The organism is Roseibium sp. RKSG952, assembly GCF_009711355.1.
On the sequence record NZ_SMMF01000899.1, the window covers coordinates 24201 to 41440 of the forward strand.

The window sequence follows — 17240 nt, forward strand, 5'->3', positions numbered from 1 at the left end:
GGAACCCCGCTGCTATTGTAAAGGCCTTGCGGCGGATCAAGTCCCCTTGTCCGCCGTCACAGTCTTGGCACGCCCGGCGGATCAGTCTTTCCCGGAAACACCCGCATCGGCGAAGGTCGCCATTCCGTTATGGGTCTCGGCAGCTGCCTTGACGATGCCTGTGGCAAGGGCTGCGCCGGTTCCTTCACCAAGACGCATGCCGAAATCGAACAAGGCCTCCTTGCCCATGTGAGAAAGAGCCCGCCGGTGTCCGGCTTCGGCCGAGACATGGGCAAACAGGCAATGGTCAAGCCCTTCCGGGTCCATGGCATAAACCACTGCTGCCGCTGCCGTGGTCACAAACCCGTCAACAATGACCGGAACCCGTTGAAGCCGGGCAGCGATGATCAGACCGGCCATCGCGGCGATTTCGCGGCCGCCGACCCGGCGCAGAACCTCAAGCGGGTCCTTTTCACCGTTCAGGCGCGACACAGCCATTTCGACAGCAGCCCGCTTGCGGGCAAGCCCTTCGTCATCAACACCGGTCCCGCGCCCGATCCACTCATCCGCCGTGCCGCCGAACAGACCATTCAAGACGGCGGCCGCGACAGTGGTGTTGCCGATGCCCATTTCGCCCAGACAAATCAGGTCGATTCCCCCCGCCAGCGCTTCCATGCCGTAAGCCATGGTGGCCGCACAATTGGCCTCGTCCAGCGCGTCTTCTTCCGTGATGCTCGGGGTCGGCATATCGACGGCCAGATCGAATACCTTGAGGCCGATGTCATTTGTCCTGCAAATCTGGTTGATGGCCGCGCCGCCTGCAGCAAAGTTCTCGACCATCTGCCGGTTGACTTCGCTCGGGAAGGCCGAAACCCCCTTGTCGGCAACACCATGGGCGGTGGCGAAGATCGCAACCAGCGGCCGGGTCACCTTTGGCGAGGATTTCCCGGACCACGCCGCCAGCCATGCGGCGATTTCTTCCAGCTTGCCAAGCGCTCCTGCGGGCTTTGTCAATTGCGCATCGCGGCTACGCACAGCCTGTGTGGCTTCCTCATCCGGCCCCGGCATGGAGCGCACCAGATTGCGGATATCATCGAACGGAAGGGCTGTATCGGAAACAGACATAAAAGCGAGGCTCCTGAGAGAAGGGAATTGCCGCAGTCGAGCCGCCGATCTATACCGGCGCAACCCCGAAACACAAGACCGGCGACGAATGAAACCGCGCACGCTAGACTGGATTTCATGGAGCAGCCCTCAAAGCCCGAAACCGCCGCGCCTTCTTCTGAAGACGACACACGCCACACCCCGCCTGTCCTGCGCCTTGTCTCGGACACCGCACTATGCGTCCGGTTCTTTTCACGCCTGCCGCTGCCGAGCCTCGGACGCTTCGACGATCCGGCCGCCCTGCCGGATTTCTCGACCAGCGCACGGGCCGCTCCCCTTGCCGGTCTGGTTGCCGGCTTTCCGGCAGCGGTCATTCTTTGGGTCCTCGGACTAACAGCCCTTCCGTCCCTCGCGGCCGCATTCCTGACAATCGCCGTCTTGTGCGCCGTGACGGGTGCTCTTCACGAGGACGGCCTGTCGGATGTCATTGACGGGTTCTTCGGCGGCGGCACTCCTGAAAGGCGGCTGGAGATCATGAAGGACAGCCGCGTCGGCGCCTTCGGGGCCTTGGCGCTGACCGTATCCATCGGCCTGAAAGCGGCGCTGATCGCGGCTTTGCTTGACCGGTTCGGTCCCTTTGCCGCTGCACTCCTGCTGCTGTTTGGCGAAGCGTTCAGCCGCGGCCTGATGGTTGGGCAGTGGGCGCGGTTGCCCGCGGCCCGCCCGTCCGGGCTTGGCGCAAGGTTTGGAACGCCCAAACCGGCGGCCGTGCGCCATGGCTATCTGACAAGTGTTGTCCTTCTGATCCCCGTGGCGGTTTCACTCCCGCTTGCAAACCTCGTTTGCGGACTTCTCCTTGCAAGTCTTTCAGCATATGCGGTGGGGAGACTTGCGATGGCAAAGATCGGGGGGCAAACAGGGGATGTCCTTGGCGCAACACAACAAGTCAGCGCCATTGCCCTGCTGATCGGTCTTCTGATTGTTTCCTAACAGCAACAGGTCAATGCCCTTACGTTATCCAGGCAGCGTTTGTGTTTGCAAGGTGCTGCAAAGCTTTGCAATCTTCTTTCCAAGGCACTCAACAAGCTTTCCAAGGCACTCAACAAGATACCGGTCCTGCGCCGGCGGAACGGAACACGTGGCACGTCTCATCATCATGCAATCCCGGACAACCGGCATTTTCCCGGCGCTGCTTTTGTGCGTGTTTCTGGCTGCTTGCAGTAGCCGTCCTGAAGCGGGTGCGCTGGCGATTTCGTTCGACCCCGCCCCCGATGCAACCATTCAGGACATTCTTGTCGTCACGACACGCCAGCGCGACGAACGGCCAGGCACCTTTTTCAATGGCGAACGGCGTTCTGAAGGTCTCGACTTCGCGGAGGTCAAGATTTCAGTTCCCCCCACCCATGTCCCGGGCAAGATCGAATGGCCTCAGACCCCGCCGGGCAATCCGGAGACCGATTTCGTCGTCCGGGATGCGGGATACATCCCGAACGAGGCAGCCTTCAACAAACGCCTGAACGAGCGCCTTGCAAAACTGCCCAAGAAGGACCGGACGGTGTTTCTGTTCATCCACGGCTACAACACCCTGTTTGCCGAAAGCCTTTACCGGTTCACGCAATTCGTCAATGATTCCGAGTTTGAAGGCGTTCCGGTGCTGTTCACATGGGCGTCCCGCGGAAACGTTCAGGATTATCTTTACGACCTCAACAGCGCCGCGATCGCCCGCGATGCGCTGATCAAAACCGTCACCGACCTCGCAGACAGCAAGGCAGAGAACATCGTCATCCTTGCCCATTCCATGGGCAACTGGTTGCTGATGGAAGCTGCAAGCCGTGTGCCTCCAGAAAAACGCAAGAGACTTGATGGGAAGATCGAACAGGTGGTTCTGGCCGCCCCGGACATTGATATCGATCTGTTCAAGTCCCAACTGCGCAGACTTGGCAAGCCAGAAAAACCCTACGTCGTGATCATTTCCAAGGATGACAAGGCCTTGCGCCTCTCCCGAGCGATTGCCGGCGGCAAGGAACGGGTCGGCGCCTATTCGAACGATGTCGAACTGGCCGAACTCGGAGCTGTAGTCATAGACCTGACCGAAGTAAAATCAGAGGACGCGGCCAACCATGGGAAATTTGCCCAGCTTGCCCAGGTTGCGCCCCAACTTCATGACGTGATTTTGCAGGACCAGCTGACTTCGTTCGACCCCAACGACAGTCAATTGCGCCAGACGGGTCGGGATCTCGGGAGTTTTCTCACCGATGCCGTCACGCTTCCGATCACGATCGTGACAGCGCCTATTACATTGACAACCGGTACCCGCTAAGGTCTCCTCACGAAACTCATGGACCGGAAACCAGTTCGCAAGCAATGAAGTCTCCCTGCATCAAACTCTGCAAGATCGACGAGGCAAGCCAGACATGTCTCGGCTGTTTTCGCACGCTCACCGAAATCGCCAGCTGGACGCAAATGAGCGATCAGGAACGCGACAGCGTCATGAAAGACCTTGATCAGAGACGGCTGCAGCTTTTTGCGAGTTGCGGATGAGCCGGCGAAATATGGTCCGGGCACTGGCTGTCGCCGTTATCGCGCTGGTGTCCTTGGCGGCCATTCTCTATTTCATTCTTGATTACCCGACGAACCCGGAAGATGTGGACATGGACCGGACGGGTCCGCGTCTCGTCATGTTGCTGGTTCTTCTGACGGTTTTCATGTCCTATCTTGTTTTTGGACGGGTGCGCGTGAAAGACATCTTCAAAGCTTTTTTCGTTTGGGGCGGCATCATGCTGCTGCTCGTTGTCGTCTATGTCTTCCGGGACGATGTCGTTGAAGGCGGTTATCGTGTCCTTGGCGCCCTGGCGCCCGGGCTCGCGGTGCAGCAGTCTGACGGCTCGATCGTGATCGTGCGTGACGGAGGCGGTCATTTCGATATCGATGCGCGCGTGGACGGCGTCCCGGTGACCTTCCTGCTCGACACTGGAGCCAGCGCCGTTGTCCTGACTGCGCGCGACGCGCAACGGGCCGGTTTCAACCTGGCGCAACTGTCCTACACGGCCCCGGTCTCCACGGCAAACGGCCGGGCCCTGGTGGCACCGGTGCGGATCAAGAGCATCCGGATTGCCGACTCCCAGTTTGACAATGTGCAAGGGTTCGTGGCCAAGTCGGGCGCTCTCGAAACCAGCCTGTTCGGCATGACCGGCCTTGACCGGTTTCACAGCTGGCGGATACAGGGCGACCAGCTGATCATCTCGCCCTAGAACAGCAGGTGCCGGCCGGGGTATCAACCGAGCAGGCCATACCCAAACCGTGCGGCCACAATAATCAGGAACGTGCCGAATAGCAGCTCCATGCGGCGCTTCGGCATGTCATGGGCCACTTTCACGCCCAGCGGTGCGCAAAAAGTGGTCACCGGAATGATCAGGGCGACCCCCAGCAGATTGACATAACCGGCGGAAAAAGGCGGCAGATGCGGATCTCCCCAGCCCGCCCATATCAAGCCGATTGTTCCCGGCACCGAGATCATGAGGCCTGTGCCCGCCGATGTCGCAACAGCCTGATGGATCGGACGGCCGTAAAGGGTCATGAAGGTATTGTTCATCACCCCGCCGCCAATTCCCATCAAGGTCGAAAAGAACCCGATCAGGGCACCGCAAATCGCGCGTATCGGCTCGCCGGGAATATCGCTGCCGAGCCGCCAGTGCGGCTGGTCCAGCAACATCCGCAAGCCCAGCACAAAGGCAATCACGGCAAATATGCCCTTGAGCTCGTCAGCGCTCATGTAGGCGGCCACCAGTGCTGCAGCCACGACGCCCAGCGGCAGCGGGATCAACCAGGAGCGCAACAGCGCCACATCGGCGGCTCCGCGCTTCTTGTGGGCCATGAATGACCGGAACGAGGTTGGCACGATGATCCCAAGAGATGTCGCGACCGACACATGCATCCGCACGCTCTCGTCGACGCCGAGGACGGTGAGAAACTGGTAAAGTACGGGCACAAGCACCGCACCGCCACCGATCCCGAACAAACCAGCGAGAAAACCGGCCACCGCGCCGGAGGCAACAAGAGCAAGGCCGAGCGCAAGCGCGTGACCGGACAGCAATGACAGATCCATGATACCCCATCAATGGGTGGCAGAAGATCCCATGCTAGCCGGATGTCATGCCGCGTGGCCAGACTTCAGATCGGGTCCGGTCTCGTAATCGTCCTGTGGACTCACCGCAGACAACGCCTTGGTCACGACCTCGATCCCTGCCCCGGGCCTGATCGCTTCCACGGTCAGAATGCGCCGCCACGACCGGGCCCCCGGCCGGCCATGAAACAGTCCGAGCATGTGCCGCGTCATGTGGGCAAGCCGGACGCCCCCGGCGAGCTTCCGCTCGATATAGGGAAGATAGGCCTCGACGGCCTTCCAGGGCGACACATCATCACCGCCCGCACCATAAAGCCTGCGGTCGACCCCGGTCATAATTTGCGGCGTATGATAGGCCGCACGTCCCAGCATCAGACCATCAACACACTCAAGAAATCTCTCTGCGTGATCAAGGTCTTGCAGCCCGCCGTTCAACCCGATGAACGCATCGGGATACCGCTTTTTCAAACGCACCACCCGATCGTAGTCAAGCGGCGGGATATCGCGGTTTTCCTTTGGGCTGAGACCCTGCAGCCACGCCTTGCGCGCATGCACCCACAACGCGTCGGCACCGGCGGCAAAAACCTTGTCGGCCATGGCGTCCAGGGCAACTTCCGGATCCTGCTCGTCGACACCAATCCGGCACTTGACCGTCACCGGGATCGACACCTCCGCTTTCATGGCGCTCACGCAAGAAGCAACCAGATCCGGGTCCTGCATCAGGCAGGCGCCGAAACTGCCTGATTGCACACGGTCCGATGGGCACCCGACATTGATATTGACCTCGTCATACCCGAAGTCCTCAACGATCCGCGCGGACGCTGCCATGTCCTTTGGATCGGAGCCCCCAAGCTGGCACGCCACCGGATGTTCGGCCTCATCAAATCCAAGAAGGCGCTCACGGTCACCATGAATGACGGCACCGCTTGTCACCATCTCGGTATAGAGCAACGCCCGGTGGCTCAACTGCCTGTGAAACACGCGGCAATGACGATCCGTCCAATCCATCATCGGCGCCACGGCAAAGCGCGGCCTGAGGCCGGGATCGGTGTAATCCAGCGTTTTTTTCTTGTTTTCAGTCATTTACGCGTTTTACCTGACACGTTTCCATCACGTCTCTTACGAACCGCCCGGCCTGTTCACTCAAGCGGATGCGAGCCCTTCTGCATTCGTTCAGCGCTCACCGCCTGCATATTGGTCAAATGCATTTTGATGTCGCGCCCTGTATGACCGAAAAACCGGAAAAACGCGACCCGAAAGTCTGGACCGGCAGGTTCCCGCTTGACCAAACGAACCACCAACTGCTGCGGGGTGATCTCTTCGGCGGCACGCGACCGCTTCATGCGTCACCCGGCCTCCCGTTCTATACCTCACAAAATTACGCAAAATCGCAGCCTGCGCCCCAAATCGCCAAATCCGTTTGTCTCGTGACAGGCATCACACCACGCACCAGACAATCCGACTATCTTGATGGTCATCGAATGAGTGCAACTGGAACCAATGGAGGACAAGATGGGCACCTTACTCGATTTTGCTTCTGCCGCACGGCCGGCTTCGCGGTCCCGGCGCGGGATCTCGATCATCATCAAGTCAAAGCACTTGCAAGGCGCGGAGATCATCCCGTTTCCGGGGGTGCGCCGCGAATACATGAGCGAACCGGCCGAATGCGACGCAAACCCGTTCGACACCATACAATAAGTCTCGAACGCCCGATAATCCGTTCCCAAAATGCGTTCAGCCGATGCCGTAACCCCGCACCGACGGAACGCGTTTCCAGGCTCCGCACCTTAAGCTGCCAATCGCGGGCCAACCAGAATGACAATCGCGCCGATTATGCACAGACCCGAGCCGGTGAGGTCAAAGATATCGGGCCGAACGCCTTCAACCATCCAAAGCCACGCGATGGAGCTGACAATATAGACCCCGCCGTAAGCGGCGTATGCACGCCCGGCATCCGGCGTATGGACAAATGTCAGCAAATAGGCAAACAGGGCCAGCGACACGAGCCCGGGCAAGAGCCACCAGGCCGACTTGCCGTATTTCACCCACGCCCAAAAGGAGTAGCAGCCCGCAATTTCGGCAAGTGCAGCTCCTATATATGCAGCAATCGTGATCATGTGCCCTCCACGTGCAATCCGACTCCAAGCAGCCTCCTGAAGGTCTTGCCGCTTGTCAACGCCAACATGGTTTCCAAGCAACACACGGTTGCCATGCCCTTGCAAACCAGGAACACACTTCATACGCAATGGCATAAAAAACGGCGCCAGAGGCGCCGCCAAGTTACTGTGCACGTGGCCCCATCGACCACACATTCTAATATAACCAATTATATCAAATTGATAAAGGTTATGACGTCACCTTTTCCATAAAGCACTCAAATAGCTCGGTAGTTTTCGATACCACAATCATGGCTTCAAAAGCACAACCGAATAGATTGCCTCCCACGAACCCAACCTGTGGCCAACAGCTTTCATGCCGGCCCGCAAGCCGCTACGCGCTGCTGCCTAACGATCCCTCAGGCTCAAAAACCCGTCATTGTTATGATCAAGCGCGGTAAACACCTGAGCGCCAAGCCACGCAAACTCCGAATGATCGAGCTGGGCATCCTGATTGGTATCTGCAAGGTCGATCGCCCGCTGATCGGTGGCGGCAGCTTGCACGCTGCCTTCCCCGCCACCCAGCGCCAACCTGTGTGTTCGCATCTCGGCGGCAGAGACTTTCCGGTCGCGGTTGAGATCAAGCGCCTCGAACCGCTCCGTGTTCAAGACCATGAATTCATCGCGGCTGATGGCACCGTCGCCGTCAATATCCAATCCGCCGAGTTCTCCGAAAGTCAGCGCAGGCATTGCCCTTGCTTCCCCATTGCGCCCATGGGCAAGTTCCGCACCAGCCAACGCAAGTGCGATCATCATCAAAGTCCCTTTGACCCGTCTCATATCAAACCGTTCGATCCGTGCGCCCTACCCGCGAACCCGTTGCCATGCCCATGCCGGGGGAATTGGGTCGAAAAAAGTCCGGCACGGCGATCCTTTACGAAAAGACGAGGACTGTGTCCGAAAAGCCAGCTAAAACTCGGAAAAGGTCACCGGCTCACCTTCGGTCAATTTGCCCAGCAACCGCTTGAGCAGTTCCGGCTCATCACCTGCGAGTTTTTCGTCAAAATGGCGGGCGCAGTCGCGCGCATCCGGCAAAAGGGCTTCAAGCTTTGTGCTGCCATGTCCGGTCAGAACCACATCCCGGCCCCGCCCGTCGCTCTTACTCTTCTCCCGCGCAATCAGGCCGGCAAGTTCCATACTGCGCAAGACGCGGGAAATGGCGGTCCGGTCGACACAGATATGGTCCGCCATCTGGGACGGCTTGGTAATACGGTAATGTCCGGCCATTACCAGAATGCACCACATCAAACGGGTTAAACCATGCGGCGCCAGCAGGCGTTCGAAATGCCGCTCCATCACCCTTGTGGTTAGTGATATTTGAAAGCTCAACCCTTCCTTGATCTGGTACATCCTCACCCCTCTGAATATAGTTATTATTGTCAATCACCCTAGGAGAGTTCGAAATCCATACGGCAGCACTCCCAGAGTTCGTCAAACTTATCTCTCGGTCTACTTCACAGGCGCAATTGATGCATTCAGAATTATTATCCTGACGGCGCTATCCACGCAAAAGAACGTAGCGGCTCTGCGGATATAATCACCAAGGCCGAAACTCTGGGCTTCTGCCGTTTCTGCTGGAAGAGTTTCGAAGAGCGATCCACCGCAGCTTTTGCGAGACCGGCAGCGAGCTCTCAAACGAAAAAACTGTGCATTTGATTGGAGACCGGCTTCTGCCCAGTGTCACTACAAGGGCTACGCACGCCGGGGGTGGGTTCAGCCGAGAAGCGTGCCAATGCAAAGGCGAGGTTTGGTTCGCCATAAACGATTGATTGTCAAACTGGATCATGCCTTGAGAGGCGTCCCCTAAAAAAGAGCGCTTCAGATTGAGCCTCCTACAGTGTGCCGCAGTTTGCGCTCTAGTTCACCAGGACCCACCAGCCAATGCGTCCTGCCCGCATATGCCAAAACGCAAACTGGGCTGGCCGTAAGAATCCACGCTTGCACCGGAGCTTCCTTCTACCGTCGTATCATCTGCAAGCGCGCCCCGACGTTTCTCACAACAGAACTGTTCCCGGAAGCGCTTCACCCTTGCTGCACCGCAGCGCAACGACTATATGATTGCACGGATGACCGGGGCGTCAGTAGCCGCTCATCCTCCCTTTCGACCGGCATGACCAGACGCCCCTCCGGTCCTCAACATCATTATCGGTTTTCAGGAGTTAGCCATGCTCGGCAAGAAGGTTCCGCTTGTCACGTTCCGCACACGCGTCCGCGACGAATCCATCGAAGGTCCCAACCCTTTCCGCTGGGAAGACAAGACGAGCGACGACTACTTCAAGGGCAAGCGCGTTGTCGTGTTCTCGCTGCCCGGCGCATTCACCCCGACCTGCTCCACGTTCCAGCTTCCGGATTTTGAAAAGCTCTTCGAAGAGTTCAAGGCAGAAGGTGTGGACGAGATTTACTGCATTTCCGTCAATGACGCATTCGTCATGAATGCCTGGGCAAAGGCCCAGAACATTGAGAACGTGAAGGTGATCCCGGACGGATCCGGTGAGTTCACCCGCAAGATGGGCATGCTGGTCGCCAAGGACAACCTCGGCTTCGGCATGCGGTCCTGGCGTTACGCTGCCGTGATCAATGACGGCGTCGTCGAAATGTGGTTCGAGGAAGACGGTTTCTCCGACAACTGTGAAAGCGACCCGTACGGCGTCTCGTCCCCGCAGAACATTCTGGAAAACCTGCGCGCGCCGAAGTCGGCTGCAGCCTGATTATCCGGACCAAACACGGACATCCCGGGCAATGCCGGGATGTCCGATTGATGCGCGCAAGGGCAGCATTCGCCTCACAGCGGCAGGTTAGCTGCGCACCGGCTTGCCGGATTTGACGGCCTCTTTGTCGTCCTCCCGCATTTCCAGCCACATGGCATTGAGGATTGCGAGGCAGCATGCCAGCGGCATGCCGAGGATCCAGGCAAAATACCACATCGTTTTCTCTCCTCAGTAGGCCGTGTCGTTGTTGTTTTCGATGGTCTGCTCGTCGACCTTGCCCCACAGCACCTTATAGACCCAGGCGGTATAGATCAGGATCATCGGCATGAAGATGATCGTCGCCACCAGCATGTTGAACAGGGTTCTGTGGGTCGATGCCGAATCCCAAACCGTCAGGCTGGCATCCGGCTGAACCGAGCTTGGCAGGATGAACGGAAACATCGACACGCCGACAGTCGCAATGATGCCGAATACCGACAGTTGCGAGGACACGAAGGTCAGCCGCTCGAACCGGCTGTTGAGACCGGCGAGTGCTCCAAATGCACCCAGGAACCCGAGGGCGGGAGCCAGCCACAGGATCGGATAGGCCGCGTAGTTTTGCATCCACGCGGCATCTCCGGTCACAACCGTTTTCCAAAGCGGATTTGACGGCATGTTCGGGTCGATTTGGGATGTGATCCTGTAGCCGTCGACATACCCGGCCGAAACAAGATAGCCACCGAGAGCAAACAGTACGATGGCTCCGATGGCGGCGAACGAGCCATAACGGCGGCCGCGTTCGGCGACAACCCCGTTGGCCCGCAGGCCCAGCCATGCCCCGCCATGCATCACCAGCATGCAGACCGACAACAGCCCGCAAAGCAGAGTGAAGGGCGAAAACAGCCCGAAGAACGACCCGTCATAGGTCATCCGCAAATCGGGATCGAGTTTGAACGGGATCCCCAACAGGACATTGCCGACGGCCACGCCAAACACAAGTGCGGGCACAAACGAGCCAACAAACAAGGCCCAGTCCCAACGGTCGCGCCAGCCGGGATCAGGACGCTTCGAGCGGTATTTGAAAGCGACCGGGCGCAGGATCATCGCTGCCAGAACGACAAACATCGCCAGATAGAAGCCGGAAAAGCTGATCGCATAAAGCGGCGGCCAGGCGGCAAAAATCGCTCCGCCGCCCAGAATGAACCAGACCTGGTTGCCTTCCCAGGTCGGACCGATCGTGTTGATTGCCACCCGGCGTTCGGTATCGGTCCGCCCGACAAAGGGCAACAGGGCTCCGACGCCCATATCGAAGCCGTCAGTCATGGCAAACCCGATCAGAAGCACACCCAGAAGCAGCCACCAGATGAGTTTGAGTGTCGAGTAGTCAATGAATTCATAGAGAACCATGGCCGCTTACTCCGCTGGTGCCGGGATCGGATGTGCCGGAACGGGTGCCGCCGGTGTGTCACCGGGCAAATGCCCGTCATCCGGTCCCTTGCGAATGTATTTGATCATCAGAGTGATTTCGATCACCAGCAGGGTCGAATAAAGGGCCACAAACCCGGCAAGTGTCAACAAGACCTCTGTTACCGTGAGACTGGAAACGCCCGCAAAGGTCGGCAGCATTCCCTCGATAATCCAGGGCTGACGGCCATATTCGGCCACGAACCATCCCATCTCGCTGGCGATCCATGGCAGAGGAATGGACCAGAGCGCGACATAAAGCAGCCAGCGCCGCTTTTGCGCCAGCATGTCCAGCCTGGACGTGGAGGAATAGTAGAAGAAAACCGCCGTCAGCAGGATAAAGAAGAAGCCGAAGGCCACCATGATCCGGAAGGCATAAAACATCGGCAGGACTTCCGGGACAGTCGACCAGGCGGCCTTGTCGATCTGCTCGTTCGTCGCCTTGGTGGGATCATTGGTATAGGGCAACAACAGATAGGCATACCCCAGATTATGCTGGTTCTGGATAAAGGTATCGCGAACCGACTGGGAGACGCCTTGCGGATTGTCTCGGATTTCCTGAAGCGCGTGCCAGGCAATCGCCCCCTGTCGAATGCGATCCTTGGTTTCCCCGACCAGTTGCTTGATCCCGGGGATCTCCTCCGTCAGCGAGCGCGTCGCAATCAGCCCCATGACATAGGGAACTTCGATCGCAAACAGGTTTTCCCGTTTCTGCATGTCGGGGAGCGCAACGAGATTGAATGCCGCCGGTGCGGGTTCGGTGTCCCACATCGCTTCAATCGCCGCGAGCTTCATTTTCTGGTTGATGTTGGCCTCATATCCGCTCTCGTCACCAAGAACCACAACGGAAAGAGATGAGGCAAACCCGAAGGCTGCGGCCACTGCGACCGAGCGTTTTGCAATCGCGTTGTGGCGGTTTTTCAGAAGATACCACGCCGACACTCCGATCACGAAAACCGACGCCGTCACATAGCCGGCGGACACCGTGTGCACGAATTTCGCCTGAGCCACCGGATTGAACAGCACATCAAAGAAGCTCGTCACTTCCATGCGCATCGTGTCGGGGTTGAACATCGCGCCAACCGGATGCTGCATCCAGCCATTGGCGATCAGGATCCAGAGCGCCGAGAAGTTCGTCCCGAAGGCAAGCGCCCAGGTCGCCGCCAGATGCTGGCGTTTGGAGAGCCTGTCCCAGCCGAAGAAAAACAGCCCGACAAAGGTCGCTTCGAGGAAAAAGGCCATCAGGCCCTCGATCGCAAGCGGTGCCCCGAAGACATCGCCGACATATTGGCTGAAATAGGCCCAGTTCATCCCGAACTGAAATTCCATGGTCAGCCCCGTGGCCACACCCAGGACAAAGTTGATGCCGAATAGGGTGCCCCAGAACTTGACCATCCGCTTCCAGATCTCGCGGCCGGTCATGACGTAGACGGTTTCCATGACTGCAAGCAGGATGGACAATCCGAGTGTCAGTGGCACGAAGAGGAAGTGATACAGCGCGGTCATGGCGAACTGGAGCCGTGACAGATGAACGATATCGAATTCCATTTAGAACGCTCCGGTTTGGCCGGAACGGCCCGCCCCTCAGGGCCCAGCTCCGGCACAGGACGTCTGCATTGCGCATGGCAATGCCTGACCGCACCCTAGCACCGTCGCAAAAAGAGCCCATACGTTGTAATACGTGGACCCCGTGTCAAAAAACACTCGGACCTGATCCAGATTAGAAACAGTCGGCAAGCCCCTGAGGTTTCGACCCTATTCAACCTCGGGAAGTTTGACGATGCGCTGCGCCCGGGCGATCTCCTGAGGCTTATGGGCGATCATCAGAACCGCCGCATCGCCCTTGAATGCAAAGAAGCGATCAAGCACATCGGCCGCGGTCTCATCATCCAGCCCCTCTGTCATCTCGTCGAGTATCCAGAGACTGGGCCGTGTCAAATAGGCGCGCGCAAGCCCGAGCCGCCGCAGCTCACCGCCGGACAACCCAAGTCCGCCCTCGCCGAGCATGGTCTGCAGACCCTTGTCGAAACGCCTGATGCGCCCGGCAAGGTTGGAACGCTCCAGCGCATGCCACAATGCGTCGTCTCCGGCGTCCGGATCGGCGATGCGCAGGTTGGCCGCCACCGTGTCATGAAACAAATATGGCCGCTGTGTCAGGACGGTCACCTTTTTCCGAAGGTCCCTTTCGCCAAAGCCGGAAACCGGCTGTCCGTCGAGCAGAACACGTCCTGAAGCGGGTTGAATGAGACCGGCAGCCAGCGCCGATACAGTCGATTTCCCGCAACCGCTGCGCCCGGTGATCGCGACCGTTTCGCCGCGTGCGACGGCCAGATTGAATTCCCGCAGAACCTGACGCTCCGCACCGGGATAGCCAAAAGACACGGTTTCCAGCGACAAAACCGGCCCTGCTTCCGAGGCAGCGGCCCCGGCAGAAACAGCGAGGCTTCCGGACTTGGCCTCCCCCCAGACAAGGGTTCGGTCCGCCCGTTCGGCTGCGCGCCGGATCCGGGGCAAGGCCGCGAGCCCCGGGAACATGCCTCCGATGATTTCAGGCAAGGCAATACTGACCAGGAGCACGCCTGCCCCGATACCGACAGGAACGGCACCGGACGCAATCAAAAGCCCCACGGTCAGGACCATGGCCGCCAGATAGATTTGCCCTGCAAAAAACGACAGGGCGGTGAATTTTCCGGTGCTGTCGTCGATCTGCGCCTGCGACCGGGAGGCAAGACAATCGGCCTCAAGAACACGATCCGCCGCGAGATCAAGGCCACCATAAACAGCAAGATCCCGGCGGCCTGCAACAAGGTCGACACTCCGGATTCGCATCGCTTCGTGCCCGGCCTCAAGCCGCCGCGCCGTCTGCCGGTTTGCGCCTTTCAGCCGAAGAACAAGTGCCGCAATCACAGCCACAAAGGCGCCGAAAACGGCCAGAAGCCGGAGATCGACCTGCGCAAGCCAAAGACACAGGAGCGCTGCCGTCCCGATGACAAGCACAAAGGGTACGGTCAACCGCAGATAGACCGCATCCAGCAGGCTGACATCGGAAGTCAGGCGGTTCAGCATCGAACCGCTGCGTTTTGCGGAAAACGTCTCCATGTTGCGCGCGGCCTGCCCGGCAAACAGTCCGGTTCGCATTCCGGTCAGGAACCGGAATGTCGCATCATGTGTCACCATGCGTTCGCCATAGCGCCCCACCGTGCGGGCAATCGCAAGGCCGCGAATGACCGCACTCGGAATAAAGATGTTCAGGAAGGCCCCGGTCAGTCCGGCCACCGCGCAAGCCGTGATGAACCAGCCGGACACCCCAAGCAGCGCCAGGCCTGACAGCGCGGGAACAAAGGCAACCAGCAGCCCCAGGAAAAAGGCAAGCCGGTTGTGGCGCCATTGACGCGTGATGATGGAGAATATCGCCGTCATGCCACCGCCTCCGCTTTCCGGCAGCCCGCAAGATCGATCTGGCGCCAGTCCAGTTCAAACAGCCGCGGGTCGTGGCTGGCAACAAGCGTTGTTCGCCCTGCGGCCAACTGCTTCAGACCTTCAATGACATCCGCCGCAGTCTCGTCATCCAGTCCGGCTGTCGGTTCGTCCGCTAGGAGCAATGTTGCCTCCTGGCGCAGTGCGGCCCGCGCGAGCGCAAGACGCCGGCCCTCTCCGACGGACAAGCCGAAACCATCTTCCCCGATCACCGTCCTGAGGCCCTTCGGCAGCCGCCGGACAAACGCCTCCGCACCGGCCAGTCTCAAGGCGGCGGCAATATCCGCCTCTGTTGCCTGCGCATTGGCCAGACGAAGGTTGGCCAGAATAGAGCCGTGAAACAGCCGCGGCTCCTGCCCCAGCCACGCAAGTGACCTGCGCCACTCTTCGCGCGAAAGGTCGCTTCGGGGCGACCCGTTGATCAACAGTTCGCCCGCATCCGGCGCAACAAATCCCAACAGGCAATCGATCAGCGTGGTCTTTCCGGACCCGCTGCGCCCCCGCAAAATGACCGGTTGCCCGGCCTCGACACGGAAGGATATGCCCGCCACCCGCGGTGCATCGCTCCGGCCAACACGTACCTGCCGGAAAACGATTTCGGGCGCACCCGGATGCCCTGCCCCTTCACTCATCTGGTTGATGCGGGCTTCGCCGGTCTCTCTCAAATTGTGACCGGCCGCATACAATTCCGCCGCCAGTTCGTTCAGCTTGCCATGCGCCGCCAGCCCGGCCGCCCGGTCGTGATAGGCGATTGCATAGGAGCGAAGCGGTGCGAAAAACTCCGGCGCCAAAAGCAGAATGAACAAGCCCGGCCCGAACGAAAGCACACTCGTCCAGGTTCCGAAGGAAATGTCGCCAATCAGGGAAAAACCGACATAGACCGCGACAAAGGCAATGCCGATCGCACTGAACAGCTCCAGAACGGTTGAGGACAGGAAGGCGATCTTGAGCACATCCATTGTGCCGTTGCGAAACCGTTCGCCGACTTCCGAGATTTCGGTCTCGGTCTCTTTCAGGGCTCCGAACAATCTCAGGGTTTGCAAACCACGGACCTTGTCGAGCAGGACACCGCTCATCCGGGTCAGTTCGTCCTGCTGTTTTTCACTGGCGGCTTTCGCCCCCATGCCGATCAAGGCCATCATCACCGGGATCATCGGTCCGGTAACAAGAAGAATGGCTGCTGCAAGCCAGCTCACCGGCAAGGTCGCCAGCAACATCACCAGGGGGACGATCTTGAGGCGCTGTTGTTGTGGCATGAAATTGGCGAGATAGGGACCCAGCGCATCAACCTGTTCGCTGATATGGGCTGCGATCCGGCCACTCCCCGGCAGGTCCGAAGCCGGGGATGCGCTTGTAACGGCATCCAGCAACTCCGCGCGCTTGCGGGTCTTGACCGTGTCTGCTGTTCGGCGCGCCAGTTTTCCAGAGACATTTTGCAACACGGCCCGCACGGCACCGATCCCAAGAAAACCGAGCGCACAAGCCACCAGTTCCCAAGCCGCGAGGGCGTTCGTGCCGGTAGATGCCACGGACGAAAGCAGCATTGCCACGGCATAGGCAACCAGTCCGGCCTGCGGCAACCAGCAAATGTCGGAGAAACACAACAAAAGGCCAGCCCGCTTCAGGGCTTTGCGCTCATCCGACTTTAAGAGGACAGTGGACGCATCCGGCGCGGCAGCTGCTTGTCCCTGAAATCCTGCACGCTCTTTGGCGGCTTGCTTCATAAATGCTTCCCGATGTCCCGGTCGTTGCCCTAGCCTGCGCGCTGCCCGGTGCTCTGAAGCTCAAACCGCTGCGCAAAATGCACAATTCCGCAAATTATCTAACCGCTTCATGCCGGTTTTTCCAGTTCTGTACGCCAATGCCCCCTGCAGCCGATCATCGCAGTCCACGGGAAACCTGGCGCTCATGTCTTACCTCGGGCAGGTACGGGGTTGCAGCTTGCCCTGCCGGGCACCCATGCAGCACCCGCAGACACAACCGGAAATAATTCCTCCCACCCCGCAATTTTAGGGGGTGCAATCTCAGAGAGAACGTGTTTATCATATACTCATACAACCAAAGCATGTTTTGAGTGCTTTAAGACAGTTGTTTCAGATCAGTAGCTCCGGCTGCGACATTCTACTTCTTGTACCCTGGTGTGTTTTTCACACCATCATACCCGCTGAAAACTTCAAAGCCGGCCCACCGGCTTTTTTTTTGCCCATTTCCCGCAGGTGCGGGTGGATTCAGCTGCGAAGTGCAACAAGG

18 protein-coding genes are annotated in these 17240 nt (G+C 59.0%); 6 read left to right on the forward strand and 12 right to left on the reverse strand.

Annotation, left to right across the window (positions count from 1 at the left end; all coding sequences use genetic code 11):
* Positions 1-81: 81 nt before the first annotated feature.
* Positions 82-1104, reverse strand: a complete 1023-nt coding sequence (gene cobT / locus E1297_RS16265) for a nicotinate-nucleotide--dimethylbenzimidazole phosphoribosyltransferase (protein WP_155140049.1) — start codon at positions 1102-1104, stop codon at positions 82-84.
* A 117-nt stretch (positions 1105-1221) separates the two neighbouring features.
* Between cobT and E1297_RS16270 the strand changes: the two genes are divergently transcribed.
* The 4 genes from E1297_RS16270 (at position 1222) to E1297_RS16285 (ending at position 4334) form a co-directional block, all read left to right on the forward strand.
* Positions 1222-2073 carry an adenosylcobinamide-GDP ribazoletransferase gene (locus E1297_RS16270; RefSeq protein WP_155140051.1) on the forward strand — a complete coding sequence of 284 codons (852 nt, stop codon included), beginning with the start codon at positions 1222-1224 and terminating at the stop codon, positions 2071-2073.
* 148 nt (positions 2074-2221) lie between these two features.
* Positions 2222-3403, forward strand: a complete 1182-nt coding sequence (locus E1297_RS16275) for an alpha/beta hydrolase (protein WP_209015816.1) — start codon at positions 2222-2224, stop codon at positions 3401-3403.
* A gap of 44 nt (positions 3404-3447) precedes the next feature.
* Positions 3448-3624: a DUF1289 domain-containing protein gene (locus E1297_RS16280; protein ID WP_155140053.1), complete on the forward strand. Its 177-nt coding sequence runs from the start codon at positions 3448-3450 to the stop codon at positions 3622-3624.
* The gene (locus tag E1297_RS16285; protein WP_155140055.1) at positions 3621-4334 is read left to right on the forward strand and encodes a TIGR02281 family clan AA aspartic protease; all 714 of its coding nucleotides are present in this window, start codon (positions 3621-3623) and stop codon (positions 4332-4334) included. The genes E1297_RS16280 and E1297_RS16285 overlap by 4 nt, the downstream gene beginning before the upstream one ends.
* A 23-nt stretch (positions 4335-4357) precedes the next feature.
* On the opposite strand, the gene E1297_RS16290 is transcribed toward E1297_RS16285, so the two are convergent.
* The 3 genes from E1297_RS16290 to E1297_RS16300 are packed head-to-tail and all read right to left on the reverse strand — an operon-like array spanning position 4358 to position 6549.
* Positions 4358-5188, reverse strand: coding sequence for a sulfite exporter TauE/SafE family protein (locus E1297_RS16290; RefSeq protein WP_155140057.1), 831 nt, complete (start codon positions 5186-5188; stop codon positions 4358-4360).
* 45 nt (positions 5189-5233) lie between these two features.
* Positions 5234-6289 carry a tRNA dihydrouridine(20/20a) synthase DusA gene (gene dusA / locus E1297_RS16295; RefSeq protein ID WP_155140059.1) on the reverse strand — a complete coding sequence of 352 codons (1056 nt, stop codon included), beginning with the start codon at positions 6287-6289 and terminating at the stop codon, positions 5234-5236.
* A 56-nt stretch (positions 6290-6345) separates the two neighbouring features.
* Positions 6346-6549, reverse strand: coding sequence for a hypothetical protein (locus tag E1297_RS16300; RefSeq protein WP_155140061.1), 204 nt, complete (start codon positions 6547-6549; stop codon positions 6346-6348).
* A gap of 169 nt (positions 6550-6718) precedes the next feature.
* On the opposite strand from E1297_RS16300, the gene E1297_RS16305 reads away from it, so the two are divergent.
* Positions 6719-6904 carry a hypothetical protein gene (locus E1297_RS16305; protein WP_155140063.1) on the forward strand — a complete coding sequence of 62 codons (186 nt, stop codon included), beginning with the start codon at positions 6719-6721 and terminating at the stop codon, positions 6902-6904.
* An 89-nt stretch (positions 6905-6993) separates the two neighbouring features.
* Here the strand turns inward: E1297_RS16305 and E1297_RS16310 are convergent, their stop codons facing one another.
* The 3 genes from E1297_RS16310 to E1297_RS16320 all read right to left on the reverse strand — a co-directional run bounded on the left by E1297_RS16310 (position 6994) and on the right by E1297_RS16320 (position 8712).
* Entirely contained in the window at positions 6994-7323 is a 330-nt protein-coding gene (locus tag E1297_RS16310; RefSeq protein WP_155140065.1) for a YnfA family protein, read from the reverse strand.
* Between the two features lie 387 nt (positions 7324-7710).
* The gene (locus tag E1297_RS16315) at positions 7711-8118 is read right to left on the reverse strand and encodes a hypothetical protein (RefSeq protein ID WP_196223331.1); all 408 of its coding nucleotides are present in this window, start codon (positions 8116-8118) and stop codon (positions 7711-7713) included.
* Positions 8119-8271: 153 nt separating this feature from the next.
* Positions 8272-8712 (reverse strand): MarR family winged helix-turn-helix transcriptional regulator, encoded by a 441-nt coding sequence (locus E1297_RS16320; protein WP_155140067.1) that lies wholly within the window; start codon positions 8710-8712, stop codon positions 8272-8274.
* Between the two features lie 815 nt (positions 8713-9527).
* Here E1297_RS16320 and E1297_RS16325 point away from each other — a divergent pair.
* A complete protein-coding gene (locus tag E1297_RS16325; RefSeq protein ID WP_155140069.1) occupies positions 9528-10070 on the forward strand; it encodes a peroxiredoxin in 543 nt (180 codons plus the stop codon).
* A gap of 87 nt (positions 10071-10157) precedes the next feature.
* Here the strand turns inward: E1297_RS16325 and cydX are convergent, their stop codons facing one another.
* From cydX to cydD, 5 genes are all read right to left on the reverse strand, one after another.
* Positions 10158-10286 (reverse strand): cytochrome bd-I oxidase subunit CydX, encoded by a 129-nt coding sequence (gene cydX / locus E1297_RS16330; protein ID WP_155140071.1) that lies wholly within the window; start codon positions 10284-10286, stop codon positions 10158-10160.
* Positions 10287-10298: 12 nt separating this feature from the next.
* On the reverse strand, positions 10299-11456 hold the full coding sequence (gene cydB, locus E1297_RS16335; RefSeq protein ID WP_155140073.1) for a cytochrome d ubiquinol oxidase subunit II: 1158 nt from the start codon (positions 11454-11456) through the stop codon (positions 10299-10301).
* A gap of 6 nt (positions 11457-11462) precedes the next feature.
* Positions 11463-13061: a cytochrome ubiquinol oxidase subunit I gene (locus E1297_RS16340; protein WP_155140075.1), complete on the reverse strand. Its 1599-nt coding sequence runs from the start codon at positions 13059-13061 to the stop codon at positions 11463-11465.
* Positions 13062-13268: 207 nt separating this feature from the next.
* The gene (cydC, locus tag E1297_RS16345) at positions 13269-14933 is read right to left on the reverse strand and encodes a thiol reductant ABC exporter subunit CydC (RefSeq protein WP_155140077.1); all 1665 of its coding nucleotides are present in this window, start codon (positions 14931-14933) and stop codon (positions 13269-13271) included.
* Positions 14930-16714 (reverse strand): thiol reductant ABC exporter subunit CydD, encoded by a 1785-nt coding sequence (gene cydD / locus E1297_RS16350; RefSeq protein WP_155140079.1) that lies wholly within the window; start codon positions 16712-16714, stop codon positions 14930-14932. The genes cydC and cydD overlap by 4 nt, the downstream gene beginning before the upstream one ends.
* Between the last annotated feature and the right edge of the window lie 526 nt (positions 16715-17240).